The sequence below is a fragment of the Spirabiliibacterium pneumoniae genome, from assembly GCF_014884995.1.
GTDB lineage: Bacteria > Pseudomonadota > Gammaproteobacteria > Enterobacterales > Pasteurellaceae > Spirabiliibacterium > Spirabiliibacterium pneumoniae.
Genome location: NZ_JABMII010000008.1, coordinates 117,784 through 141,047, shown reverse-complemented (window position 1 = coordinate 141,047; position 23,264 = coordinate 117,784). Strand labels below are relative to the sequence as shown.

22 protein-coding genes, 2 tRNA genes and 1 other RNA gene are annotated in these 23,264 nt (G+C 45.5%); 5 read left to right on the top strand and 20 right to left on the bottom strand.

The window, feature by feature from the left end; genetic code table 11:
* Nucleotides 1-157 precede the first annotated feature (157 nt).
* Together can and HPC38_RS06860 are read left to right on the top strand one after the other, a co-directional pair.
* Complete coding sequence (can, locus tag HPC38_RS06865) at nucleotides 158-871, top strand: carbonate dehydratase (RefSeq protein WP_208120540.1); 714 nt, start codon at nucleotides 158-160, stop codon at nucleotides 869-871.
* Between the two features lie 30 nt (nucleotides 872-901).
* Nucleotides 902-2,614, top strand: coding sequence for a VENN motif pre-toxin domain-containing protein (locus tag HPC38_RS06860; RefSeq protein WP_208120539.1), 1,713 nt, complete (start codon nucleotides 902-904; stop codon nucleotides 2,612-2,614).
* A 379-nt stretch (nucleotides 2,615-2,993) separates the two neighbouring features.
* On the opposite strand, the gene HPC38_RS06855 is transcribed toward HPC38_RS06860, so the two are convergent.
* From HPC38_RS06855 to lptF, 4 genes are all read right to left on the bottom strand, one after another.
* The gene (locus HPC38_RS06855) at nucleotides 2,994-3,305 is read right to left on the bottom strand and encodes a helix-turn-helix domain-containing protein (RefSeq protein WP_208120538.1); all 312 of its coding nucleotides are present in this window, start codon (nucleotides 3,303-3,305) and stop codon (nucleotides 2,994-2,996) included.
* Nucleotides 3,306-3,456: 151 nt separating this feature from the next.
* Nucleotides 3,457-3,541 (bottom strand) — tRNA-Leu (locus HPC38_RS06850).
* 125 nt (nucleotides 3,542-3,666) lie between these two features.
* Nucleotides 3,667-4,743 (bottom strand): LPS export ABC transporter permease LptG, encoded by a 1,077-nt coding sequence (lptG, locus tag HPC38_RS06845; RefSeq protein WP_208120537.1) that lies wholly within the window; start codon nucleotides 4,741-4,743, stop codon nucleotides 3,667-3,669.
* Nucleotides 4,744-4,745: 2 nt separating this feature from the next.
* Complete coding sequence (gene lptF / locus HPC38_RS06840) at nucleotides 4,746-5,852, bottom strand: LPS export ABC transporter permease LptF (protein WP_208120536.1); 1,107 nt, start codon at nucleotides 5,850-5,852, stop codon at nucleotides 4,746-4,748.
* Nucleotides 5,853-6,008: 156 nt separating this feature from the next.
* Here lptF and HPC38_RS06835 point away from each other — a divergent pair, with 156 nt between their 5' ends.
* Nucleotides 6,009-7,535, top strand: coding sequence for a leucyl aminopeptidase (locus tag HPC38_RS06835; RefSeq protein ID WP_208120535.1), 1,527 nt, complete (start codon nucleotides 6,009-6,011; stop codon nucleotides 7,533-7,535).
* A 27-nt stretch (nucleotides 7,536-7,562) separates the two neighbouring features.
* Nucleotides 7,563-7,927: a transfer-messenger RNA gene (ssrA, locus tag HPC38_RS06830) on the top strand.
* 656 nt (nucleotides 7,928-8,583) lie between these two features.
* On the opposite strand, the gene HPC38_RS06825 is transcribed toward ssrA, so the two are convergent.
* The 12 genes from HPC38_RS06825 to HPC38_RS06770 form a co-directional block, all read right to left on the bottom strand.
* A complete protein-coding gene (locus HPC38_RS06825; protein WP_208120534.1) occupies nucleotides 8,584-9,504 on the bottom strand; it encodes an inorganic pyrophosphatase in 921 nt (306 codons plus the stop codon).
* Nucleotides 9,505-9,506: 2 nt separating this feature from the next.
* Nucleotides 9,507-9,956 carry a hypothetical protein gene (locus HPC38_RS06820; RefSeq protein ID WP_208120533.1) on the bottom strand — a complete coding sequence of 150 codons (450 nt, stop codon included), beginning with the start codon at nucleotides 9,954-9,956 and terminating at the stop codon, nucleotides 9,507-9,509.
* An 11-nt stretch (nucleotides 9,957-9,967) separates the two neighbouring features.
* Nucleotides 9,968-10,534, bottom strand: coding sequence for a hypothetical protein (locus tag HPC38_RS06815; RefSeq protein WP_208120532.1), 567 nt, complete (start codon nucleotides 10,532-10,534; stop codon nucleotides 9,968-9,970).
* The gene (locus tag HPC38_RS06810; RefSeq protein WP_208117434.1) at nucleotides 10,534-10,827 is read right to left on the bottom strand and encodes a Mor transcription activator family protein; all 294 of its coding nucleotides are present in this window, start codon (nucleotides 10,825-10,827) and stop codon (nucleotides 10,534-10,536) included. Before HPC38_RS06810 ends, HPC38_RS06815 begins: the two co-directional genes overlap by 1 nt.
* Nucleotides 10,828-11,184: 357 nt before the next feature.
* Nucleotides 11,185-13,326, bottom strand: a complete 2,142-nt coding sequence (locus HPC38_RS06805; RefSeq protein ID WP_208120531.1) for a DUF927 domain-containing protein — start codon at nucleotides 13,324-13,326, stop codon at nucleotides 11,185-11,187.
* Nucleotides 13,313-13,537, bottom strand: a complete 225-nt coding sequence (locus HPC38_RS06800) for a hypothetical protein (RefSeq protein WP_208120530.1) — start codon at nucleotides 13,535-13,537, stop codon at nucleotides 13,313-13,315. Before HPC38_RS06800 ends, HPC38_RS06805 begins: the two co-directional genes overlap by 14 nt.
* Nucleotides 13,534-14,073, bottom strand: a complete 540-nt coding sequence (locus tag HPC38_RS10535; RefSeq protein WP_208120628.1) for a host cell division inhibitor Icd-like protein — start codon at nucleotides 14,071-14,073, stop codon at nucleotides 13,534-13,536. Before HPC38_RS10535 ends, HPC38_RS06800 begins: the two co-directional genes overlap by 4 nt.
* 76 nt (nucleotides 14,074-14,149) lie before the next feature.
* Complete coding sequence (locus tag HPC38_RS06790; RefSeq protein WP_208120529.1) at nucleotides 14,150-14,335, bottom strand: helix-turn-helix domain-containing protein; 186 nt, start codon at nucleotides 14,333-14,335, stop codon at nucleotides 14,150-14,152.
* Between the two features lie 614 nt (nucleotides 14,336-14,949).
* The gene (locus HPC38_RS06785; protein WP_208120528.1) at nucleotides 14,950-16,170 is read right to left on the bottom strand and encodes a tyrosine-type recombinase/integrase; all 1,221 of its coding nucleotides are present in this window, start codon (nucleotides 16,168-16,170) and stop codon (nucleotides 14,950-14,952) included.
* A gap of 174 nt (nucleotides 16,171-16,344) precedes the next feature.
* A tRNA-Val gene (locus HPC38_RS06780) sits at nucleotides 16,345-16,421 on the bottom strand.
* A 146-nt stretch (nucleotides 16,422-16,567) separates the two neighbouring features.
* Nucleotides 16,568-18,706: a phosphate acetyltransferase gene (gene pta / locus HPC38_RS06775; RefSeq protein ID WP_208120527.1), complete on the bottom strand. Its 2,139-nt coding sequence runs from the start codon at nucleotides 18,704-18,706 to the stop codon at nucleotides 16,568-16,570.
* 55 nt (nucleotides 18,707-18,761) lie between these two features.
* Nucleotides 18,762-19,967, bottom strand: coding sequence for an acetate kinase (locus HPC38_RS06770; protein WP_208120526.1), 1,206 nt, complete (start codon nucleotides 19,965-19,967; stop codon nucleotides 18,762-18,764).
* 154 nt (nucleotides 19,968-20,121) lie between these two features.
* Between HPC38_RS06770 and yfbV the strand changes: the two genes are divergently transcribed.
* Nucleotides 20,122-20,562: a terminus macrodomain insulation protein YfbV gene (gene yfbV, locus HPC38_RS06765; RefSeq protein ID WP_208120525.1), complete on the top strand. Its 441-nt coding sequence runs from the start codon at nucleotides 20,122-20,124 to the stop codon at nucleotides 20,560-20,562.
* A gap of 35 nt (nucleotides 20,563-20,597) precedes the next feature.
* On the opposite strand, the gene HPC38_RS06760 is transcribed toward yfbV, so the two are convergent.
* Genes HPC38_RS06760 through HPC38_RS06745 form a run of 4 tightly spaced genes read right to left on the bottom strand, consistent with a single transcriptional unit; the run spans nucleotide 20,598 to nucleotide 23,231 of the window.
* Nucleotides 20,598-21,083: a flavin reductase gene (locus tag HPC38_RS06760; RefSeq protein WP_328805250.1), complete on the bottom strand. Its 486-nt coding sequence runs from the start codon at nucleotides 21,081-21,083 to the stop codon at nucleotides 20,598-20,600.
* Between the two features lie 59 nt (nucleotides 21,084-21,142).
* Nucleotides 21,143-21,541: a SufE family protein gene (locus HPC38_RS06755; RefSeq protein WP_208120524.1), complete on the bottom strand. Its 399-nt coding sequence runs from the start codon at nucleotides 21,539-21,541 to the stop codon at nucleotides 21,143-21,145.
* Nucleotides 21,538-22,743 (bottom strand): aminotransferase class V-fold PLP-dependent enzyme, encoded by a 1,206-nt coding sequence (locus tag HPC38_RS06750; RefSeq protein WP_208120523.1) that lies wholly within the window; start codon nucleotides 22,741-22,743, stop codon nucleotides 21,538-21,540. Before HPC38_RS06750 ends, HPC38_RS06755 begins: the two co-directional genes overlap by 4 nt.
* Nucleotides 22,740-23,231 carry a thermonuclease family protein gene (locus HPC38_RS06745; protein WP_208120522.1) on the bottom strand — a complete coding sequence of 164 codons (492 nt, stop codon included), beginning with the start codon at nucleotides 23,229-23,231 and terminating at the stop codon, nucleotides 22,740-22,742. The genes HPC38_RS06750 and HPC38_RS06745 overlap by 4 nt, the downstream gene beginning before the upstream one ends.
* Nucleotides 23,232-23,264 lie beyond the last annotated feature (33 nt).

Here is a 23,264-nt window from a genome sequence, read left to right as displayed (position 1 = left end):
TTGGGCATGATTGTCTTTCTCGGCACGCTGATTTTTTCTTAATTTAAAAGCCATGTTTCCATGGCTTTTTTCATCTCTGCTGACCGCACTTTTGCTTGTGTAGCACGGGCATAAGCCAGTATTATAGCTTGTAGGAAGTTAATACAGGATAATGACAATGAAAAAAATCGAGCAATTGCTGGCCAATAACCACAGTTGGGCCATTCGTATGCAGCAAGAAAATTCAAATTATTTCAAAGAACTAGCAGAACATCAAAAACCTAATTATTTATGGATTGGCTGCTCAGACAGTCGCGTGCCAGCCGAAAAACTCACCAACCTTGGGCCAGGTGAGCTTTTTGTGCATCGCAATGTGGCCAACCAAGTCATTCATACCGACCTCAATTGCCTTTCTGTGGTGCAATATGCCATTGACGCCCTTGATGTGGAACACATCATCATTTGCGGGCACACCAACTGCGGCGGCATCAAAGCGGCGATGGAAAACAAAAGCCTTGGGCTTATCGATAACTGGCTTTTACACTTGCGCGATATTTGGCTCAAACACAGCCATCTTTTTGGCTCTATCCCGCCAGAAGAGCGCGCAAACATGCTCACCAAGCTCAACGTGGCAGAGCAAGTGTATAATCTCGGCTGCTCATCAATCGTGCGCGCTGCGTGGGACAGAGGCAAAAAGCTCTCACTCCACGGTTGGATGTACGATGTCGGCGACGGCTTTTTACACGATATGGGCGTGATCGCCACCAGTCGCGAAACCCTAGAAATTACTTACCTTAACGCTATCGCACGGCTACTCTCCAGCACCACCGATAAAAAATTTACCGAAACTACCGAACCTGTGAAAATTCAGTTTAACCAAGGGGAGAGTTAAATCCGCCTACTTCAAAAATAAGCTTTGAAAATGTTTATCAGCGTAGAAAATGCCAGTGTTGGCGTTTCCACCCAAATGGGAGCCAATGTGGCTAATGCTATTGGCGCAGGCTTGAATGCGTTAACGAACGTGCACGATAACGACCACACCACAACCCGAAGCACGGTAGGCAGCAATATCACCCTTGATGTTGGTGATGGCAACATCCCGACCGCACTTTCACGTGACGCAAGCAACAGCAACCAACAGGTTAAGCAATTTGATAAACAGGATTATCAAGAGCGAGCCGAAATGGCGCAAGTCATCAGTGCCGTGAGCGACAACACCATTACACTGACCCTTAAGCCAAAACTAGATGACGCTGAAAAGGTGCTCAATAATGATAAAGCAACAGAGGCTGAAAAAGCCCAAGCGCGGCAAGTAGTTGAAACCTATGGTAAGGGGAGTGACCTACAGTTGGCGATTCGAGCCGTTACCGCAGTGGCCCAAGGGCTGGCGACAGGCAGCGCAGCCAGTGCCGCGGTGGGTGGTGCTTCGCCATTCTTAAATAAAGCCATCAAACAAGCAACCACGGATGAAAATGGACAAGTCAATCAGTCCGCCAACCTCCTTGCCCATGCGGTGCTGGGTGCAGCTGAAGCCCTTGCTACGGGCAATAATGCATTAGCAGGCGCTGCGGGTGCGGCTACAGGTGAAGTGGCGGCCAAACTGATTACTGAACAACTCTATAACACCACACCAGACAAACTCAGCGAGGCACAAAAAGATACTGTATCCGCCTTGAGCCAATTGGCCAGTGGACTCAGTGGCGTGCTGGCAGGAGATAACACCGCCAGTGGAATCACGGCAGCGCAGAGTGGTAAAAGTGCGGTTGAGAATAATTATCTTACAGAAAAAGAGGCGTTGAGCTTTGAAGATGAAATGAGAAAGTGTAAAAATTCAGGAAGTAATTGTTCTGTAGTTATTCAAAAATATATTGATATTAGTAATAAGAATAGTAAAAAACTAAGAGATAAATGTAGTGATGGTGGGCTAGTCTGTGCAGCCAAAGAAGAGATGATTAATGCTTATACGACTGTGGCTTTAGCTAAAGATGATCCAAATGGCAGAATTTATTTGGGGCGTTATCTTAAAGATGATGATGTGATTGGAATTACTAAAGCGCTAAATAGTAGTGATCTTATTTTCTTGAAAAATAAAGTTTCAACAGGGGACAGATTGTTATATACACTTACTGATCCGACTTCTTGGCCTTCTGTTTTATTTGGAGCAAGAAATCTTATTATTAATAAATCAAAGGATACATTGATAGCAGCTAGTGCTGGTGGATTAATCAATGCAGGAATACAACTAAAATACCAAGAAAATGGTGAGATAAAAGTAGCAGATGTTGCCAGTTCTGCACTAATTGGTGGAATCTCTGCTAGAGGAAATTTCGCAACCACTGTCAATTGGAATATGGTGGGCGGATATTATAATGGAAAAATAGCAGGAGAGAATTCTGGCTATAGCGCACTAGTAAGTGGCACGTCCTCTATGATAGGGTATGGTTTAGGCAGTGCTGTAAAAACTCCATTAAATAAATTACTGAACCCAAATTCAAAACAATATGAATGGATTCCAATAGGTTTGGGGATTAGTAAATCGCCCCCTCAAAGTATTATTCCAAGCATCGGAGCAAATTCATTAGGCTCTTTAGGTTCAGAAGCTACATCTAATTTTATCAAATCAGAAGGTAAATAATATGAAAAAATACTTTTATTTGAGTGTTAGTCTCATGACGATAATGTTTTTAGGTTATATAATATTCTGGATATGTTCAGTTTTCTTACAATATTTGATTGACAACCCTACCCAAAGAAGTGAAGAGCTTCATCGGGGGCTGTTTATTTCATTGTGGGCTGGAGCAACAGGGTTTATTGTACCATTGGTAGTTGATTTTTTATTTTTGTTTGTTAGAAAAATGAAGAGGTTTTTGAATATAAAATAAAATCTTTATTCCAAGTTCTGATCTGTTACCGTAGCTTCACATCTAAAATATAAAGAACAATATTAACTGCTGTGGCAAAAGAGTTAAATTTTATACTGTAATAGTTCAATGATTATATGCATTACCATGCAATTATAATGCGTTGTTTATAAATTCCTGAATCAGTTTAGGTGCTGTTTTGAGCTTATCAAACAGCGCCTTTTCTTTGTCGTCTGTAAGATGCATCTCACATAATCTTGAGCCTGTAATGATATAAAAGATATCCATACCAAGATTGTCAGCTTTTTGGAGATATAGTGCATTTGGCGTATGTTTCCCACTCTCGTAATTCATCTGACTTAATTTACTCGTCATGCAGTGTTGGGCCATTTCCTTTTGCGTTAATCCCAACCGAAGCCGCTCTTCTCGTATGCGCTGCCCAATGGCTTTAACATTATCATCCATTTGATACCATTCTCTAAAAGTTATCTAAAATGACTTTATAAATAGAGTAATAGTATAGAAATTGAAAGGAATTATCTAGAAATAAAAAAGCCCTAAAGGCTTGTCACTCTAGGGCTTGTTTAACTTTGTTAGATTGTCTTTTATCGCTTGTTGGTGCCTAGGGCCGGACTCGAACCGGCACACCCGAAGGCGGTTGATTTTGAATCAACTGCGTCTACCAATTTCGCCACCCAGGCGCGATAGTTACTGCAATCTCTTTGTGTGACGCATTATACGAAGATTAGAAAAACTTGCAAGCATTAAAACGAAAAAAATGTTTGTTCGCTTTAATTTTCAACAGTTTTGACCGCGCTTTGCCTTTTTAGGTGCGTTTTCGTTTTAAAATCCACCACGTGATCAGCAAAAAGAGCACGCTTGGCAGCAGGGCGCCAACAACGGGCGGGATGTCGAATACCATGGTGACTTTGCCGAAAGTTTCGTTTATCACATAAAACACAAAGCCGGAGATGATGCCCGTGACAATGCGCGCACCCGCGGTGACGCTGCGCAGCGGACCAAAGATAAAAGACAACGCCAGCAGCACCATCACGCCGACAGAAAACGGCTGCACCAGCTTGCGCCAAAAGAGCAGCTCAAACTGCGTTGGGTCTTGCCCGCTTTGTTTAAGGAAGCTGGCGTAGTTATAAAGCCCTGAAATCGACAGCGAGCTGGCCTTGAGGCTCACTGTCATCAGCTTGTCAGGGGTGAGGCTAGAGGCCCAAGTGCGGTTGAGGTAGTTTTTATTGTCGATTTTATCTTGGCCAATAATCGTTTCATTGAGGCGATTGAACACCCATTGCTGCTGTTGTGGGTCAAAGGTCGCCTCGTTGGCGTATTGAACGTTTTTGAGCTTGCGCTCGCCATCAAATTGATAGATATAGATGTTTTTCAGCGTATTAGCGTCATTGATTTGCTGGATATAGACAAAATTGTTGCCGTCTTTTGCCCAAATGCCATTTTTTACTGAAATCAATGAGCCACCACTCATGGCTTGCGAGCGCATATTACGGGCAAATTGCTCGGTTTGAGGAATGCCCCATTCGCCTAGCAACATAATGATAAGCACCAGCGGGATGGCCGTTTTAATCGTCGCCAGGCCAATTTTCAAGCGCGAAAAGCCCGAGGCTTGCATCACCACCAATTCGCTGTTGGCCGCCAATGTGCCCAGCCCAATCAGCGCGCCGAGCAGCACCGCCATCGGGAAGAAAGTTTCAATATCTCGCGGCATGGTTAACAGCGTGTAATACACCGCTTGCAGGCCGTCGTAGCTGCCCTTACCGATGTCGCGAAATTGCTCAACAAATTTAATGATGGCGGAAAGCCCCACCAGCATCAGCAGCGAGGCCAAAATGGTGCCGAGAATCGTTTTGCCGATATAGCGATCTAAAACCCCAAACATCGTTATTCCTCCAACGCAGCGCGGGATGAAAACCAAGACCGCACTTTATACATAAACGCGCTGTTCCAGGCATTGAGTACAATGCCGAGCAGCAAAAAGGCAATGTGCACCAACGGCACCATCACCATGGCATCAAGCTTGCCCGCGCTGCTGGCGGACTTAAATGAGCTAAGCAGCAAAAAGTAGATTAAGTAGAGCAGCAACGCTGGCAGCATTTTGGCAAAGCGCCCTTGGCGTGGGTTGACCTTGCTCAGCGGCAATGCCAGCAGCGCCATCAATGGCACGGCAATCACCAATGAGATGCGCCACATCAGCTCGGCTTTGGCTTGTGGCGAGTTGTCCGCCCACAGTTCCAGCAAATTTAAGCGTTCAATTTTGTCTGATTCCGCTTCCACTTCGCTGAAGGTGAGGTAGGCTTGGTAATTTTCAAAGTGCGAGATTTTAAAATCGGGTAGTACCGCACTGCCTTCATAACGCTCGCTATTGTTTAATTTCAAAATTTGATCGCCATTGGGCAGGGAAGAAAGCTCGCCTTGCTCGGCCACCAGCACTGACGGCTTCACGTTGCCACGCTCACGGGTTTGAAAGAGGTAAATATTTTCCAGCTGATTGCGCTTGACCGAATCAATGAACAACACAAAATTGCCATCTTGGCTGCCAATAAATTGCCCAGGCGTGAGCGCAGAGAGGCTTGGGTTAGCTTTGGCCTGTTCAATGAGAGTCACTTGCTTATTGATCGCCCAAGGTGAGAGCACAAACACATTATAAGCACTTAAAAGTGCGGTCAGGACAGACAAAATCAGTGCCACTTTCACTAAAATCCGTTGCCCCACGCCGCAGGCGCGCATCACCGTAATTTCACTGTCAGCATAAAGTTTTCCGAGCGTCATTAAAATCGCTAAAAACAGTGACAGCGGCAGCATCAGCTGCGCCATTGTCGGCATGCCAAGGCCAAGCAGAGAAAAAATTAAATCAGAAGGAATGTTGCCATTGACGGCTGAGCCAAGCACGCGAACCAGTTGTTGGGCAAAAAAGATCAGCAGCAAAATGAATAAAATCGCAAGCTGGCTTTTGAAAATTTCGCGGGTTAAATATCTCAGTAAAATCACGCTATCGCCTTTTCTTCGTTAAATTAATGCGCATTTCGCTAGTATACCCAAGTTATGCACATTTGTGAAAAGGGTTGTGCGTGTTTTGCTAGCGTTATTTTGTGCTATCCGTATAATAACGTCACGACAGTTAATTGCACAAAATAAGGAGAAAAAATGCAATATGCTCTAATGAATGGCGAAATTACCGCACTGCCGAGCGACTGCTTGGTATTGGGGGTGTATCAACATGGTGACTTAGATGAATGTACACAACGCATTGACGACGCGCTGCAAGGCAAACTTAGCGCGCTGATTGAAAAAGGCGATTTTGCGGCAAAGTGCGGTCAAACCGTGATGCTTTATGATATTACTGGCATTGCTGCTCAGCGCGTGCTGCTGGTCGGTGCGGGCAAAAAAGATAAACTCGACGTGCGCCAATACCAAAAAATGTGGGCGGCGGTGTTTACTGCGTTGAAAGACAGTGGGGTAGAAACCGCACTTTGCTGTTTGCACCAGCTAAGCGTGCGTGATCGCAACACCTATTGGAAAGTGCGGTTTGCCGTTGAGCAACTGGCGCGCTCAAGCTATGTGTTTGACCGCTTTAAAAAAGAAAAGGCGAACGCGCCAGCACTGCGTAAAGTGCAATTTTGGTGTGAGCTGACGGAGCCAACGCTCGAAACCGCCATTGTCGAGGCTCAAGCTATTGCTTATGGCGTGAAAGCCACCAAAGACATCGCGAACTTGCCAGCCAACATTGCCAATCCAGCTTACCTTGCTGAGTGTGCGCGTGAGCTGGCGCAAGAATGTGACGTTGTCATTGCCACCGTGATCGACGAAGCAGAAATGGCAAAACTGGGCATGAATGCTTATTTGGCGGTGTCACGCGGTTCTCACAATCCTGCTTTTATGTCATTAATTGATTACAACAACACTGGCAACCCTGACGCGCAACCGATTGTGCTGGTGGGTAAAGGTTTGACTTTTGACGCAGGCGGTATTTCGCTTAAGCCAAGTGCGGATATGGATGAAATGAAATACGACATGGGCGGCGCAGCGGCGGTTTATGGCGTGATGAAAGCGCTAACAAAATTGCAACTGCCTGTGCGTGTTATTGGCGTGTTGGCAGGCTGTGAAAATATGCCCGATGGCAATGCCTACCGTCCAGGCGATATTCTAACCACAATGAAAGGATTAAGCGTTGAAGTATTGAATACCGATGCCGAAGGGCGCTTGGTACTGTGCGACGCGCTCACCTATGTGGAACGCCTCAACCCAGAGGTGGTGATTGACATCGCCACACTCACAGGGGCTTGTGTGGTCGCATTGGGGCAACACAACAGTGGTTTGCTTAGCCCAAATGAAAGTTTAGCAACTGCACTTTTAGATGCAGCTGCGCAAGCTGGTGATAAGGCGTGGCGCTTGCCGTTAGGTGAAGAATACAGCGAGCAGCTTAAATCTAACTTTGCGGATCTTGCCAACATCGGCGGACGCTGGGGTGGCGCGAGCACCGCGGGGGCGTTTTTGTCTCATTTCACTGAAAATTACACTTGGGCACACCTTGATATCGCTGGCACCGCTTGGAAATCAGGTGCAGAAAAAGGAGCAACAGGTCGTCCTGTGGCACTATTAGTGCAGTATCTTCTTGATCAAGTGAACAAAAAAGGGACAAAGTACAACCTTAGCGCGCTTTATTCACGCTAAAAATTAGGTTATACTGAAACACTATTTGGGGCTGATCTAGGATTCGACGGGATTAGCGAAGCCCAAAGTGCATGTCGAGGTGCGGTAGGCCTCGTTAACAAACCGCAAAACAATAGTCGCAAACGACGAAAACTACGCACTAGCAGCTTAATAACCTGCTCAGAGCCTTCTCTCCCTAGCTTCAGCTCGTAAGACGGGGATCAAGAGGAGTCAAACCAAACGAGATCGCGTGGACGCCTCCGCTTGGGGATCGAAGCGTTAAATTAAATCAAGCTAGCTTAGCTATCGCGTGTCTGTCCGCAGTGGTTAAGTGAAATCAAAGATAGACTAAACATGTAGTGCTGAAGGTAGAGTAATTTCGGACGGGGGTTCAACTCCCCCCAGCTCCACCAAATTAAGAAAAAATACAGTTCAATCACGTTAAACAAGCCCTAGAGCGACAAACCTTTAGGGCTTTTTTCTTTATCCAATTTTTTCTATGTAATAGCATATTATCCAAGCTTTTTAGTAATACCTATGGCACAGACTACTCCGACTTGAATGATTTTGAGCTTTGGGATACTTAGTGATACGGTGAGCGTACTTTGTGTTCTGAGAACATTGAGAAATGCTTTTTTATCGAGTGGATAAGCCACAAGTAGGCAATGCCATTCTCATTTCAATTGATACCGATGTGCCCAATAACGGTAAATTTAATGATATAAGACAGCAAGTAATTAAAATAGCTTTAACTAGTTTTTTAATGATTTGTAGACTTTATGAGATATTGAGAAAAGTTTTGATGGTGCACCAAGTGGACTATGATTGGTGATTTAATATATTGATATTTTTATGAAATATAATTTGTAATTTTATTTTGTGTTCCTATTTGTGTTCCTATTTTTGCGCTTCGTAGTGCGTCTATATGCGTCTTTTGTTTCCCGTTTATTCCCGCCTTTTCCCACATAATCCCTAATAAAAAATAGTTTTTATTGCGGTTTTATGCGGTTTAGCCCTAAAATGCAGTTATACGCTATTTTAGGGCATTTTGGGCGGTTTTAATGGTTTATTATTGGTTGATGCATTTTTTCAGCAATACGCCCGCAGATTTGCCCATTATGCACGGTTTATGAATATCAGTGCAACGCACGATTTCAACTTTGCCGCCTTTCTCGGTGTAGGTATCAACAAATAGCCCCTCTTTGCGTCGGATTGTGTAACCGTATGACGGCGCATAAATGCTGTTATTTTCGCCCTTGGTTGGTACATAAGCCAAAATCACACAATCACTCCAAATAGGTTTTAATTGTCCGCTTTCCTCTTTCATGGCTGCGCCAATTTTGACCGTCTTAACGTCAATCAATTCAGCGAACACTTGCGGGGTTAAAATGCCTGCGCGAGTGTATTTAATGCGATCAAGTAGCACGGTGTTTTCTTTCAGTTTTAGCCATACATCTTGCGCAATTACGCATACGTTAGGGCGTCGTCCTGTGTTACTGATAACTGCATTAATAGCGCCATCAAATATTGGCAACGGGTTTAATTTGAGGTTAGAGAATTTACTGTCGCCAGATAAGATAAATTTGTTTTGCTCATTGTAGTTGCTTTCATCTTGGGCGAGTTTGGCCGCTTCCATTTCACGCCCTAGCGCAATGATTTCTTGCACCACTGAAAGGGCGTGCTGTTTGAGTGGGTAGCTCGCTTCGTGGTCTTCGCGGTAGTCGATAGGGTATTCAATATCGTGTTCTTCAAGCTCAATGCTAATTGCTGTCACGTCTTCAGGGGTTAAGCGGTTGCTGTCGCCGTGAACTTGGCGCACGGTGGATTGTTGGCGAAATGCTAGGCGACCAAATTGGGGAATTTTCCCGCCCTCTTTTTCGATTTCCACGATAGGGAATAGTGTTTCACATACTAGCTCATTGTTGTAATAACCGTAGGCAAGCTGGGTTAAAACTGGGTCTTGAATACGTTTTTGTGAAAGTGTTGACATGGTTAAGCTCCTTTCTTGGTAATGATATTAAATGCGGTTAAATAGTCCGTGTTATGGTGCCCCATATAGGCGCGAATTTCTTGATCTAGCGCAATCATTTCAGGCGGTGTATCGTCTGCATACGTTACACGGCTTGCGCTGTCGTTAAGGGTCGCCGCGCGTTCTGTTGTGGCAATTTCTTCAAAGCAAATAACTTGCGGTAGCGCTTGAAAAAAGTCTTTTATTTTCTGTGTTAAGTTTTCTCCCTCTGAAAAGGTTAAGATTTCGCCGTTGTCGAAGTTGTTCGCATAATTGAGCAATTCAAGTGAGCGGGCGCGGTGTTTTGGAATTAATTTCCCTTGCGCGATTAGTTCATCAATAAAATTGGCATTACTGTCATTTTTTGATTGGTTTAACTGCGCTTTTAATTGCTCGTTTTCCGCTTTTAAGCGGTCAATTTCGGTTTGTTCCATTATTCCCCCTGTTATTTAATAATTAAATTCAGTGCGGTTTTATAATCAACATCTAGTGCTTGAGATAAATAAATGGCTTTATTATTTAAATCATCAGCGAAAGAAATATCTTCATTTTCACAGTAAAAAATAAAGTCTTCTTTATCGTTAAAATAAAGATATTCAAGGCTTATTTCAGGCGGTAACATATTTTTCACGGCGGGCTTTTGGTCTTTCTCTAAAAATCCAACGTGATTTAAATAAAATGAAATGCCTTTGGTTGGGTTTTTCTCATTCTCAATTGGAATAAAACTACTTGAAATGCCGTTAATTTGATTGCTTTTGATTTTGCCGATTAAATCGTTGTTGATTTCAGCTTCAGCAAATAACGCATTATTGCAATAAATAACACGATTTACTTTGCCGTATTCGGGCAAGTTGTTTTCAGGGTGGCCAATCACAAGAGGCGCGGGCTTAATTTCTGTATTGTATAAATTCGCAATGCGCTTTAACTCGCTTTCCGTCCATACTTTGCGCGCCCACTTGCCCCCGCCGTTATGCTTGCCAGTGCGAAATATTTCAAAAAGTGCGGTTTTCATTAATCGTCTTCCTTGAGAATGGTGTAAATCTTGTACATAGACAAATTGTACTTTTTGGCTAAAGCTGAATGATTGTTGCCTGTAAACTCTTTCTTAATGCGTGTATTACGCGCTTTAATAGATGACGGCGTAGATTTGGGAACATAGATCACAAGCCCTCCACAATAGTACGCCACCCTTTCTAGCGCATATTCAGTGATTTCGACAGCACTGCCGCCTTTCGCGATAGCTTCTTTCATGCTTTCCCTAATCCCGTCAAAAAGAACACTTGATTTTTGATTTCGTTTCGCCACAAAAGACCTCCCTTGTTTGCTTTGGAATAACTTTAAAACACTTTAAAGAAAAAAAGATTTTAAAGTGCTTTAAAGAAAACACGCGGCCAACAAAACAAAAAATTTTTTCTATATAAGCAAAAAGTGCTTGGACAACTTGGACAATTGGACAATTTTAAGTAAGCAACTGAAATTTAAGGAAATAATTTTTAAAAATTGTCCAAATTAGGGGGTAAAAAACTTGGACAATTGTCCGAAAAACTTGGACAATGATTAAAAAACAGACTGAAACTGGATTAAAAATAAGCAAATTTGATTTCACATTATGTTAAATAGGTCGGTAAAAATAAAAATCCCACACTAGGCGGGATAATTTTTTCAGGGTTCACAGTAGGGCATAATCACATAAACGGGCGCGCGTTTTTTGTCTATGCGGTAGGGCATTTTTTGTGTATAGCCCGCATTTTTGGACTTGTCTTTTTTCAATATGCCGTTGTTGTATAAAATTTCGCTGGCTTGGCGGTCATTAAAACCTGCTATAACCTCGTTTTTGTACACAACGGGGAAGATATAAAACGTTTCTGCGCTGTTCGTTGGCGTTTCTACTTCCACATAGCCCGCGGCGTCCGTTGGTGGGTATTGGTTTGGATTGCGGGGGATCTCCACAAAGCGGGCGCGATAGCGGTCAATAAAGCCGATCACTTGCTCCAGCACTTGTTCTTCTTCCTTACTGCGTGTGCCGAACACATTCAGCCAGTCGTTGAAACTCACAATCAATGCTTCATTGATGATCTCACTTTCCCACGCGGTGAAGTTGGCCGCCATTTTAAGCGCGGTTTCAATCAAGGCGAATTTGTCCGCCACGCGGTAGATCTGCGCGTCTGCGCCCTGTGGTACGCGCTTGAGCCATTTCTCTTTGTACATCTTGAAATTAGCTTTCACGCTCTCTTTGTGCGTGCTTAGGTGCTTGACCCACTCACGCCCGATTACGCCGTAATTTTCCTTGCACGCCTCGTTTAGGTGGTCGGCGTGCGCCTTGGCATTGGCGAAGGTGTGAAAGTTTTCAGCCTTGCGAATAGGGATATTGATCAAGCGCACCAGCTGCCCCGCTTGAACGCGAATTCCCTCGCTCATTAAAAACGTCTCAACATCTTTTTCACCAGTGGATAAAACAACGGTGCGCCATCTTGTTAGCGGTTTGTTGCCAACCTCTTTTTCACCCCTGTTTTTGCTTACTCCGTTAAAAATGCTATAAAGCGAAGTTTTAACGTGTTTAGGGTGTTCTGCTTGTCCTATTTCGTCAATCGCCATAAAGTTGTCATTGTGTGCTAAAGCTTCGTTTGAAACGGCGTAAGCTGTCCCATACCACGTTAAGCGCGTTTTGTCGGGGTGGCCGTAAATGGTGCTAGCAATATTGGCGGTTGTAGTTTTGCCCGTGCTTGAGCCGCCATAAAGGTGAATGCCGAAGTTGTCGGCTTCTAACAAGCCCAAAAGGGGCGCGGCAAGGCTTGCCCCCACACCCAAAATCATGGAATGATTTCCCTTGAGATAATTGCCTACATTTTCGCGCCAACTCTCCAGCGTTCCGCGTGTGTCATAGCCATTCACTGCGGCTGATTGCCCCGCAAACAACACGGGGCGCGCGGGTTCGCCGATTACCTCACCATTTGGCAACAAGTACGCCCCGCCGTGCCAGCCCGTCAGCTCGGTAATTGTCCACGGCGTGCGCTTGCCTGCGGATTGAAAATGGTCGGCTAGAATATTTTTGCTTTTGCTGTCATTGGCGATTTTCAGCCCCTGCTTGCGCAATTGCTTCCAGCCCTCACGCTCGCCCAATAATTCAAGCGAAAGTGCGGTTGTTACGGGTTTATTTTCATTTTCAGGGGTAAAGCGGAGCACCACATAGGCGCTTTGCTCACTCTTGCCCACGCCCACCACCTCAACGGGGCTAGAAAGCCATTTTGTGCTCTCGCCCGTGATGTCGCCTGTTGCCTTGTCAATCTTGGGCACCACATAAAATAGCCCGTTTATGCCGTTTTCTGTGCGCTCGTCAATGTAGGGCGTGTTGCGGGGTTCTTTCACGGGGGCGGCCACCTGCTCGGCGATAGCCTGGGCGATTTCGTCGCCTTGGCGTATGCGCTCAAGATAGTCGCTTAAATTGGCGATCATTTGCCCCGCGCGGTCACAGTGCAAAAGTATCTTTGCGCAGGTGTTGTGGGCAATGTTCACGCAAAGTGCGGTGATGGCTTTTTCGTCCACCTCACCGAATTGATAAAAGGAGATAATTTCTTGCTTTTCGTTGGCCACGCGATAAAGGTTGATTTCACTCAAAATCTCATTGTTGAGAATAACGGGCGGTTTTGATTTTTCGTGGCCGATAAGATCACACAACAACTGCCAGCTTACGCCGTCGCCTTTGCCGTATGCGTCCCACGCGTCTGGGCCGATTAAAATTGATTGTTCATGGCGGTAGTTGTTACCTTGCTTTTTCAGGTACGGGGCATTTTTAAGCTTGCTCATTGGTGCCCCCTTTTGCTGCTTTTTCGATTAAATATTGACAATAAACCGCCTCAACATAGGCAAGGCTAGCGATAATGGTTTCGCGGTCTTTTTCTGCGGCGTAGTCCACCACCAGTTGATAAAGCTCGGGGAATACGCTTAATGAACTCAAATCAATGTCAAAATAATGCACATCATCAAGCATGGATTGGGTGGTTGTTTTTAAGCTCATTTTGCCCCCCCCGCCACCAAAGTGCGGTCAGTCTTTGCGCTGTCGGGCAATTGGCCTAGCAAAATCAGCACATAATCGCGCGCAAAGCTGGCGCGGGCGTGTTGTTCGCTGTTGGCTTGAATGCGCAATTGTTGCGCGCGGGTGCGGTCGTAGTGTTGGCGTGATACGCCGAGAAATTGATAAATCATGGCTATAACTCCACTGAATATTTTGTGTGAAGTTACCGCTAAAGTTTGCAGTCTTGGGCGGTAACGTGTAACGGGCTGCAAAACTGCGATCAGTGGAACACAGCAAAGGGCGGAACCTTTCCCGCTACACGCTACCATTGAAAGACGCTCTCGGCGCTCGGGGCGCGCTTGGCGTTCGTGAAATGTGCGTGCGCTACGCATAAAAAAACACGCATAAGGCGTGCAATGCGCCACTGATATTTTGTTCGAGTTTGCAGGCTCGGCGGTTGATTTTGCAACCGCACGGATAAAATACGATAAAAGGGGCGCACTTGTAAAGTGTTTTTTGCTAGAATGTGTGTCAGTCATTGTTTCGCGTCGTGTTTGTGAATGATGGCTAGGGGCGGTGTTGTGTTGGCGCACAACTCGCCCCGCGTTGTTTCTGTTACTCGTCATTGGCGCTCTCCGTCATGTATCGCTTGATTTCACTGGCGGGGAAAAGCGTTGTCTTGCCGAATTTAACTTTTTTCAACTTCCCCACGCGCACCAGCCTATCAATCGTGGTCGGGTGCACCTTCAACAATTCAGAAAGTGATTTGCGGGTGTAATGTTGTTCTACTTCGTAGTTCATCGTAATGCTCCTTCTTGCGTCTGTGTTCGTGCACTGAAAATCTTATAAAATGCGCTGTTGTGTTGTCAAATGTCGCCAAAATGCAAAAAACCGCTTTAAATGAGAAAAACCGCTTAAAGTGAGAAAAAAAGAATAAAATCGCACTTTGCTTTCAAGATAGCATTTTAGACCCCGTTAAAATGCCGTTAAAATGGCGCGCTATTCGTTAAAGACTTTTTTAGGGTAGGGCAAGCAGGGCAAAAACAAAAAAACCGTTATTTACCCCCGTTTTTTTCGTTGCTGAGTTTCTGATAATGATTTCACCGTAACAGTTGTGAGGAACAAAAACCGCATTTAAACGCCGTTTTAATGCGTGATATTTACAAAATATTACAAAAAACAAGCGGCAAGGTTGGCGGGATAACTTGGACAATTTCGCCAAAAACTTGGACAAAATGGCATTTTTCTTGGACAATTTACCACATAACTTGGACAATGATTTTAATATAAGTTGTTGAATTTATTATAATTGATATGTATAAATAGGGTAATTGTCCAAGTTGTCCAAGTACTTTTTGCTTATATAGAAAAAAATAAATAAAAAAGGGCGGAGATGTCCGCCCGTGGTGAAGTGCTTAAAGGGTGTTAGCCGTGGCGCACTGCTCGACGTAGTCGGCCCATATTTGCATTATTGGTTCTCTTAATTTCAAATAGTCGCTTCTGTTATAGGCTCTGCTGACTTCTGTTCCTGTTTTATGCGCTAAACATGCTTCAATTGTATTGTGATCAAGCCCGCCATAATCATTTAAATAAGTTCGCCCAATTGAGCGCAAGCCGTGGGCGGTTTGTTCGCCTTTGTAGCCGATGTCATAAATTGCATTTAGTACTGTTCCGTTGCTTGCGTGCTTTCTTGGATTTTTATCATGAGGGAAAACATATTTTAAATGACTGCTAATTGGTTTCATTTTTTCCAAAACTTGCAAGGCTTGCCTTGATAGAGGTACAGATAATGCAAAACGTCCCGCTTTTGTTTTTTTCATTTTCTCTGCGGGTATATGCCATAGCTTTTCATCAAAATCAATCTCCGACCATTCAACACTAACGGCTTCTGACGGTCTAACCATTGTTAGCAATTCCCACTCAAAAAGCAATTTTGTAAGTGGGTTGGCTGGTCCGTTTTTCATATCTCTTATTAACTTTGGTAGCTCGCGATAATGGATCGCTTTTTGATGTTCTTTGGTTTTTTTGTGGAATGCGTCCGCCACCTTAACACAATAGTTAACTTCAATCGCCCCTATATTTACGCCATAGTGCAAGATTTGATTAACTAGATTTATCAACCTGTGCAGTGTGTCGTTGATGTCTTTTTTATTAATTGGTTGTAAGACTTCAATCAAAAGTGGGGGAGTAATCTCGGCGATTGGGTATTCTCCAATGATTGGGAATATGTATTGTTCAAGCCTGCGCCAATTTTTTTTCATTGTTAGTGGCTCAATTTCCTTTTCCCGCTTTTCTTTCCACCTGCAAGCAATGGCAAAAAAAGTGATTTCTGCTTGGTTATTGTCCTTGGCTGATTGTTGCTTTCTGTGAATTTGTGGATCTATGCCACGAGATAACAAGGAAAGATACTCAAGCCGTAACTCTCGCGCTTGCGCAAGGCTAACGGCTGGGAATTTTCCTAGGCTAATCTGTGTTCTTGTTTTATTGGGGCGATTATAGTTAAAAATCCACTTTTTAACGCCATTTGGGCTAATTCTCACCTTTAAGCCTTGCCCGTCGCACAATGAATATTCTTTAGCCTTTGGCTTTGCTCTTTCTATCTGAAGGCTGGTTAAAGGGGTTGTTAATCTTGCCATTTGGTCACCATTGGAACACACTTTTTTGTGTCATTATAAACGTGTTCCAATTTGTGATCCAATTCTTTTGCTTTTAAATGCGTCGTGGTGCGTCTATATACATCTTTAAAATTGCTTTGAATGGCGTATTTACTGGGGTTTTGCGTCTGTATGCGTCGTGGTGCTTCTTTGATTTGGTGCGACCAAGTGGACTCGAACCACCGACCCCCACCATGTCAAGGTGGTGCTCTAACCAACTGAGCTATGGTCGCATCGGAAAGTGCGGTTATGATAGCGATTTTTGTGGGCTTGAACAAGAGCTTTATGTGAAAAATCGTGTATTTGTTAAGCACTTGAAATGAAAAACGGCAGGGAGACCTGCCGTTTTGAAGAGAAAGTGCGGCTGACCGCACTTTGCTTATTGTTGTGTGGCTTGAATAGCGGTAAGTGCCACGGTGTAGACGATATCGTCAACCAGTGCGCCACGAGAAAGATCGTTGACCGGTTTACGCATGCCTTGCAACATTGGACCGATTGAAATGAGGTCGGCTGAGCGTTGCACCGCTTTGTAGGTGGTGTTGCCGGTATTCAAATCTGGGAAGATGAACACGGTCGCCTTGCCAGCTACAGGGGAGTTTGGCGCTTTGGAGCGAGCTACATCTTCCATCACGGCGGCATCGTATTGCAATGGGCCATCGATCACGAGGTCTGGGCGTTTTTCTTTCGCTAAACGGGTGGCTTCACGCACTTTTTCAACATCAGAACCTTGGCCTGATGTGCCAGTGGAGTAGGAGATCATCGCCACTTTTGGATCGATGCCGAAGGCTTTAGCAGAATCGGCTGATTGGATTGCGATTTCTGACAGTTGTTCAGCTGTTGGATCTGGGTTAATCGCGCAGTCGCCGTAAACCAGCACTTGATCAGGCAGCAGCATAAAGAAGATAGAAGACACCAATGAGCTACCTGGTGCAGTTTTGATGATTTGCAGCGGTGGGCGAATGGTGTTGGCAGTGGTGTGAACAGCACCTGAAACCAAGCCATCAACTTCGCCAGCTTCGAGCATCATGGTGCCGAGCACCACGTTGTCTTGCAGTTGTTCTTCAGCTACCACTTCGGTCATGCCTTTATTTTTACGCAGTTCAACTAGGCGAGGTACATAATTATGGCGCACCATTTTCGGGTCGATAATGGTGATACCTTTGCCGAGTTGCACGCCTTGAGATTCCGCTACGCGCTCTACTTCGGCTGGGTCTGCCAGCAACACACATTCTGCAATGCCACGCTCAGCACACAAAACAGCTGCTTTTACAGTACGAGGTTCATCACCTTCAGGCAACACGATGCGTTTTTTAGCATTACGCGCTAACTCAGTTAATTGATAACGGAAAGCAGGTGGGGAGAGGCGACGCAAACGTGATGAGCCACCGATTAAGCCGTCAATAAATTGTGGGTTGAACTGTTCACTGGTGAATAATTTGATGGTTTCAATGCGTTCGGCATCATCTGCTGGCACTTCAAGGTTGAAGCTTTGCAGGTTCAATGAGGTTTGCCAGGTGTTACCTTCCACGCGGATAACTGGCAGGCCAGTTTCAAAAGCTTGTTGGCATAATTTACTGATTTGTGAGTCAATTTTATAGCCACCAGTGAGAACTAAGGCACCAATTTTCACACCATTCATCGCAGCTAAGCAAGCTGCAACCAGCACATCTGGGCGATCAGCAGAGGTTACCAACAAGCTGCCTGCACGGAAGTGTTCAAGCATATTAGGTAAGCTGCGTGCGCAGAAGGTAATGCCGTGAATACGACGAGTTTTGATTTCACCTTCGTAGATGATCTGTGCATCAAGGTGTTTTGCAATATCGATCGCACGAGTTGCAATAAGCTCTGCGTTCCATGGAATACAAGCCAGCAAAGTCAATGGGCTTTTGGTGAAAAGGTGGCGAATTTCATTACTAGAATTTTCGCGCTCTTTGAATGCTTCAAAAATTTCACTCAAATCAGGGCGGGTGCGACCACTTTCATCAACTGGTGCATTGAATTTGTTGACGACGACACCAAGCATATTCGGGTTAGAACGTCCACCAAAGTCACTGGCAGCGGCTTCTAGGCGTTCAATTAATTGGCTTGGGGTATCGGTGCCTGGCGCAGCCACAAGGATAATTTCAGCATCTAGCGCTTGGCTGATATCGTAGTTAATCCCCGCGGCGTACGCGCTTTTTGATGTAGGAATTAAACCTTCAACAATCACAATTTCGTTTTTATTGCTTAACTGTTGATGTTGCGCCACAATCTTTTCAAGCAATACATCAGATTGGTTTTGTCCAATCAGTGATTCTGCTTGGCTAAGCATAACCGGCTCGCCAGTGTCGATCGCGGTGCTTGAGCGCAAAATAGCGGTGGTACGGTCAATTTTATCTTCACCGCTACTTGGTTGAGAGATCGGCTTCATAAAAGCAGTTTTTGCGCCTTTTTGTTGTAGCGCATGCACTAGGCCAAGGCTCACGCTGGTCAAGCCAACGCCAGCACTGACAGGAATTAAAATAATAGTACGTGACATAATCTAAACCTTTAATCTAAATGAAAACTGCCGACAAATGTCGGCAGCGTGAAAATTATTTTGCCGCTAGACGGGCAGTGTCTTGTGCAATCACAAGTTCTTCATTGGTTGGAATCACCATCGCTAACGGAGAATCATCAGTAGTGATTTTACCTGAATTACCAAAACGAGCCGCTAAATTGCGTTCTTCATCAAGTTGATAACCAAAGAGTTTCAAATGGCCTAAGGTCAACTCACGCACGTGGGCAGAGTTTTCACCGATACCACCAGTGAAAATGATAGCATCTAAACGTTCACCGATGATTGCCATGTAACCACCGATGTATTTCGCCAAGCGGTAGCAGTAAACTTCTAATGCGCGACGAGCAGGTTCTTCTTTTTCAAAATTCTCTTCAGCGTAACGACAATCACTGGTAATTTCAGTTAAACCTAACAAACCAGATTCTTTAGTCAAGCATTTCTCAATTTGTTCCATGCTATAACCGAGGTTATTGTATAGATAGAACACGATTGCTGGATCGATATCACCGCAACGAGTACCCATCACAATGCCTTCTAGTGGAGTAAGCCCCATTGAGGTATCGATACATTCACCGTGACGAATGGCAGAAACTGAGCCACCATTACCTAAGTGACAAGTAATCACATTAAGTTTTTCAACGGGGATATTTAACGCTTTAGCCGCTTCACGACTAACGTAGTAGTGGCTAGTGCCGTGCGCACCGTAGCGACGAATAGCATTTTCTTTATACAGTTTATACGGTAAAGCATAAAGATAAGCTTCTTCAGGCATAGTTTGGTGGAATGCCGTGTCGAATACCACCACGTTTTTATCTTTCAGTTCAGGGAAGGCTTTAAAGGCTTCTTCGATACCGATCAAGTGTGCTGGATTGTGCAATGGTGCAAATTGAATCGCATCACGAATACCTTCAATAACCTCGTCGTTAACCAACACAGAAGAGGTGAATTTTTCACCGCCATGTACGATACGGTGGCCGATAGCCACAATGTTGTCTTTAAGTGCTGGCTCTTTGGCGAGAATTTCATTTACGATAAATGCTAATGCTTCGCTGTGGGCAGCACCTGCGCCGAGATCAGCATTGCCTTTTTCACCGTGTAATTTCCATTTAATTCGAGCGTCTGGCAAGTGGAATGCTTCAGCAAGACCAGATAGCTTTTCATCACCATTTTCAGGATTAAGGATAGCAAATTTGAGAGATGAGCTGCCACAGTTGAGCACCAGAATGAGTTTTTCAGACATATCGATACCTATGTTGATTGATTAAGTGAAAGCGCCATTGCGCCATAAAATTAACTGCAATAGAATACACCTTTGTGGGCATAAAATAAATTATAACGCAGGATAAATGTAGGAAAAATTGATCTTTTTCAATTTTTGAAACGCTAGACCAAAAATGAGTTTATTTAAAATCTATCAAGATGGGCGACGTTATCTCAACACTTGGGTGCTGCACCCCAAGCTTGGCATGATCTTCCCTGAAAATCGTGTGATTCGCGCCATTCGTTTCGGCGAGAAAGCGACGCCTGCCATTGCCGTGCTGGCGATTATTTGGCAGCGGTTGACCCTTCCGCACAGTCAAATGGCACTGGCGGCGGCCATTATTACCGCACTTTTTGCGCTGAGCTTACCGTTGCAAGGCGTTTTTTGGCTTGGCAAGCGCGCGCAAACGCCGCTTAACGCGCGCTCCGCTAAGGCTTATCAGCAAATTGGCGCAGCCCTTCGCGCGCAGGGTGTGGCTGTCAACTCGGTGGATAAACCGCACTTTTATGATCTCGCCTGTGTGCTCGCCCAAGCCAAGCAGCATCTGGATGATAGTTTTTGGGATGAGCTTTAAAAAAGCCAAAGTGCGGTCAGAAAACCGCACTTTGATTAATGCTCGAGAGGTTTAAAACGGCGGTTGTGGTAAACCAGCGCATTGCCGTGATCGGCGATGGCAATCTCGTCGAGTTCAATGAAAAACACACTATGAGTGCCCACTTGATGAGTATGGGTCACACGCCCTTGCAACACTGCCAGCGCATCTTTTAAAATCGGGACGCCGTGACGCCCTTGCGCCCAAACATCCCAACTGAGCCGCTCTGCCATCGTGCTGCCCGCCATACACGCAAAATGCAAGGCTAATTGTTCATGTTCAGGCTGAAGAAGATTGATGGCCACATGACTGTTTTCCACAATCACATCATGCAAATCGCTGCCTTGATTGATGCACACCAACACGGTGGCGGGCGTATCGGTCACGGATGCAATAGACGAGACGGTCAGCCCTGCGCTGCCCGCTTGCCCGTGGGAGGTCAAAATGCTCACTGCCGAGGCGACGTTCGCCATAGCATCGCGAAAAAGAAATGGATCTAGCACGCGTTGTCCTTTTATTTCAAATAAAGATATTCTATCAAGAAAGCCTAGCACTGCCCAGCCTACTCGGCGACAGAAAGTGCGGTTTTGATTTGTCGTTCAATTTCAGCCAATCCAGCCAGGCGCGTGGCACTCAAATGCCCGTGAATACCGCACTTTTCTAAGGTGGCGTGAAAATCGAGATCTTGCCCGTGAGGCTGTGCGGCAAGCTGGCTGAGCAAAATCACAAAAAGCCCGTTGATAATGCGCGATTGACTGTATAACCGCACTTTGTGCTGCTCAGCGTGCTTATCAATGGCGAAAAATATTGGCACTTCACAACCTGCCAGTTGGCGCATTTGCGTAAGCTCGGACTCACTGGGGGTGGGCAAGGTTTTGCCCAGCAAAATTAGCGCACGGTAGCGCGCTTGCCAGTCAGGCAGCGTGTTGAATTGATTTATGAGCGTGTTGATATCGGTCATGTTAACAACAAATCCAGTGATTGTGAAAGTGCGGTCAAAAAGCGTTCAAGGTCATGCGCATTATTATAAGGGGCAAATGAAACGCGCAGCAAGCTGTGTTCACCTAGAGCATGCAAATAAGGCTGGGCGCAATGTTGGCCCGTGCGCAGGGCAATGCCATATTCTTGCAGCAACATCGCCATATCAACACTGGCAACGCCATCGAAAGCAAACGAAAAAAGGGTGTTTGCTGGTGTGGCTGAAAATAATCGACAGCCAGGCCATTGTGAAAATGCGGTGTGACACTGTTGTGCCAATGTGACAGTGTCACAGTTAAGTTTATCAAAATCCCACTGTGCGAGCCATTCCAACACGCGCCCAAAGCCGATCACCGCGGCCACATTGGGCGTGCCGGCTTCAAGGCGTTGGGGCAGTGGGGCAAAGCTGATCACACTTTCGCTCACGCGAGCAACCATTTTGCCGCCATAAAAGAGCGGTTGCAGCCCATCAAGCGCATCGCGAGTGCCCGCTAGCACGCCCAGCCCTGTCGGGCCATAAAGTTTATGTGCGGAGAAAATATAAAAATCGGCGCCCACGCGTTGCATATCAATACGCTGATGCACAACGGCTTGCGCGCAATCGAGCAAAATCAAGGCGTTGGGGGCATGGCGGCGAATGAGCGGAATGAGCGTGGTAACATCTTGCACTTGACCGGTGATATTCGATTGCATACTGAGCGCCACTAATTTGGTGTTGGCGTCAAGCTGGTGCAAAAGTGCGGTTTGATCCAGTTTGAACTGTTCATCAAAGTCAACGATGCGCAGCGCCACACCGCACTTTTGTGACAGTATCACCCAAGGCACAAAATTGGCGTGATGCTCCGCGCGAGTGGTGATGATGTTATCATCGGCAGTAAGCGAGTTTGCCAAGCTGTGCGCGACCATATTAATGCTGGCCGTTGCGCCCGATGTCCACACCACGCAGTCTGCGCTTGATGCGTTGAGCCATTGCGCCATCAATGCCCGCGCGTGCTCGAAGGCTTCCGTTGTGCGGGCTTGTTGCAGCCCGCGGTGCACGCTGCCAGCTTGGGTATAGTATGCGTGGGTTGCCTCGATCAGCACTTGCGGCTTAAGCGCGCTAGCGGCACTGTCAAGATAGACATTTGCCTCGGGTGTGTTGAAATAGGGAAATTCAGTTCGAAACTCTCGGTGTTGTGCTGTCATTTCAGCCTTTTATGTTGTTTACGAAAATCATACGGATCTTGGCTTGTTGAGTCTTGCCACAGCCCACGTTTAGCCGCGCGTGCTTGCTGCTCGGCCTGTTTGTATTGTGCATTATCACTATAATGATAAACCCATGCAAGCCCTTGTGCCACCATCGCCAAATTCATATCTTGCTGACCTTGCGCGTCATACACACGGCTAAGCAAGCGGTTGTATTGGTCTTTTCCGTAAGTGTGTAGCATCACAATCTGCTTTTCAATCAGCTCACGCAGGGCGCGGCGAGAAACGTGATAAAACGGCTGACTACGCTCAGGGCTGTCGATGTCAATGAGGCGCACGCGTTGCGTTTGATTTTGGCTAAATTGGCAGATAAACGTATCGCCATCAATCACATAACGTACAAAGCAGTGCTGTATCACCGCTGTGCGCTGAATGTTGTGGCGCTTGCTTTGTGCTGGGGCGACAGCCAAACAAAGTGCGGTTGCCAAGCAAAAAAGCCTGCAAAAAGAGGGGATTTTATT

Coding starts and splice junctions, on each gene's coding strand:
- HPC38_RS06790 (WP_208120529.1), bottom strand. CDS start 14,335: ATGAACTACGAAGTAGAACAACATTACACCCGCAAATCACTTTCTGAA.
- HPC38_RS06855 (WP_208120538.1), bottom strand. CDS start 3,305: ATGGATGATAATGTTAAAGCCATTGGGCAGCGCATACGAGAAGAGCGG.
- HPC38_RS06755 (WP_208120524.1), bottom strand. CDS start 21,541: ATGACCGATATCAACACGCTCATAAATCAATTCAACACGCTGCCTGAC.
- HPC38_RS06800 (WP_208120530.1), bottom strand. CDS start 13,537: ATGAGCTTAAAAACAACCACCCAATCCATGCTTGATGATGTGCATTAT.
- HPC38_RS06825 (WP_208120534.1), bottom strand. CDS start 9,504: ATGTCAACACTTTCACAAAAACGTATTCAAGACCCAGTTTTAACCCAG.
- HPC38_RS06820 (WP_208120533.1), bottom strand. CDS start 9,956: ATGGAACAAACCGAAATTGACCGCTTAAAAGCGGAAAACGAGCAATTA.
- HPC38_RS06815 (WP_208120532.1), bottom strand. CDS start 10,534: ATGAAAACCGCACTTTTTGAAATATTTCGCACTGGCAAGCATAACGGC.
- HPC38_RS10535 (WP_208120628.1), bottom strand. CDS start 14,073: ATGACTGACACACATTCTAGCAAAAAACACTTTACAAGTGCGCCCCTT.
- yfbV (WP_208120525.1), top strand. CDS start 20,122: ATGAGTTTATTTAAAATCTATCAAGATGGGCGACGTTATCTCAACACT.
- HPC38_RS06770 (WP_208120526.1), bottom strand. CDS start 19,967: ATGTCTGAAAAACTCATTCTGGTGCTCAACTGTGGCAGCTCATCTCTC.
- HPC38_RS06750 (WP_208120523.1), bottom strand. CDS start 22,743: ATGACAGCACAACACCGAGAGTTTCGAACTGAATTTCCCTATTTCAAC.
- pta (WP_208120527.1), bottom strand. CDS start 18,706: ATGTCACGTACTATTATTTTAATTCCTGTCAGTGCTGGCGTTGGCTTG.
- HPC38_RS06785 (WP_208120528.1), bottom strand. CDS start 16,170: ATGGCAAGATTAACAACCCCTTTAACCAGCCTTCAGATAGAAAGAGCA.
- HPC38_RS06860 (WP_208120539.1), top strand. CDS start 902: ATGTTTATCAGCGTAGAAAATGCCAGTGTTGGCGTTTCCACCCAAATG.
- lptG (WP_208120537.1), bottom strand. CDS start 4,743: ATGTTTGGGGTTTTAGATCGCTATATCGGCAAAACGATTCTCGGCACC.
- HPC38_RS06805 (WP_208120531.1), bottom strand. CDS start 13,326: ATGAGCAAGCTTAAAAATGCCCCGTACCTGAAAAAGCAAGGTAACAAC.
- HPC38_RS06835 (WP_208120535.1), top strand. CDS start 6,009: ATGCAATATGCTCTAATGAATGGCGAAATTACCGCACTGCCGAGCGAC.
- can (WP_208120540.1), top strand. CDS start 158: ATGAAAAAAATCGAGCAATTGCTGGCCAATAACCACAGTTGGGCCATT.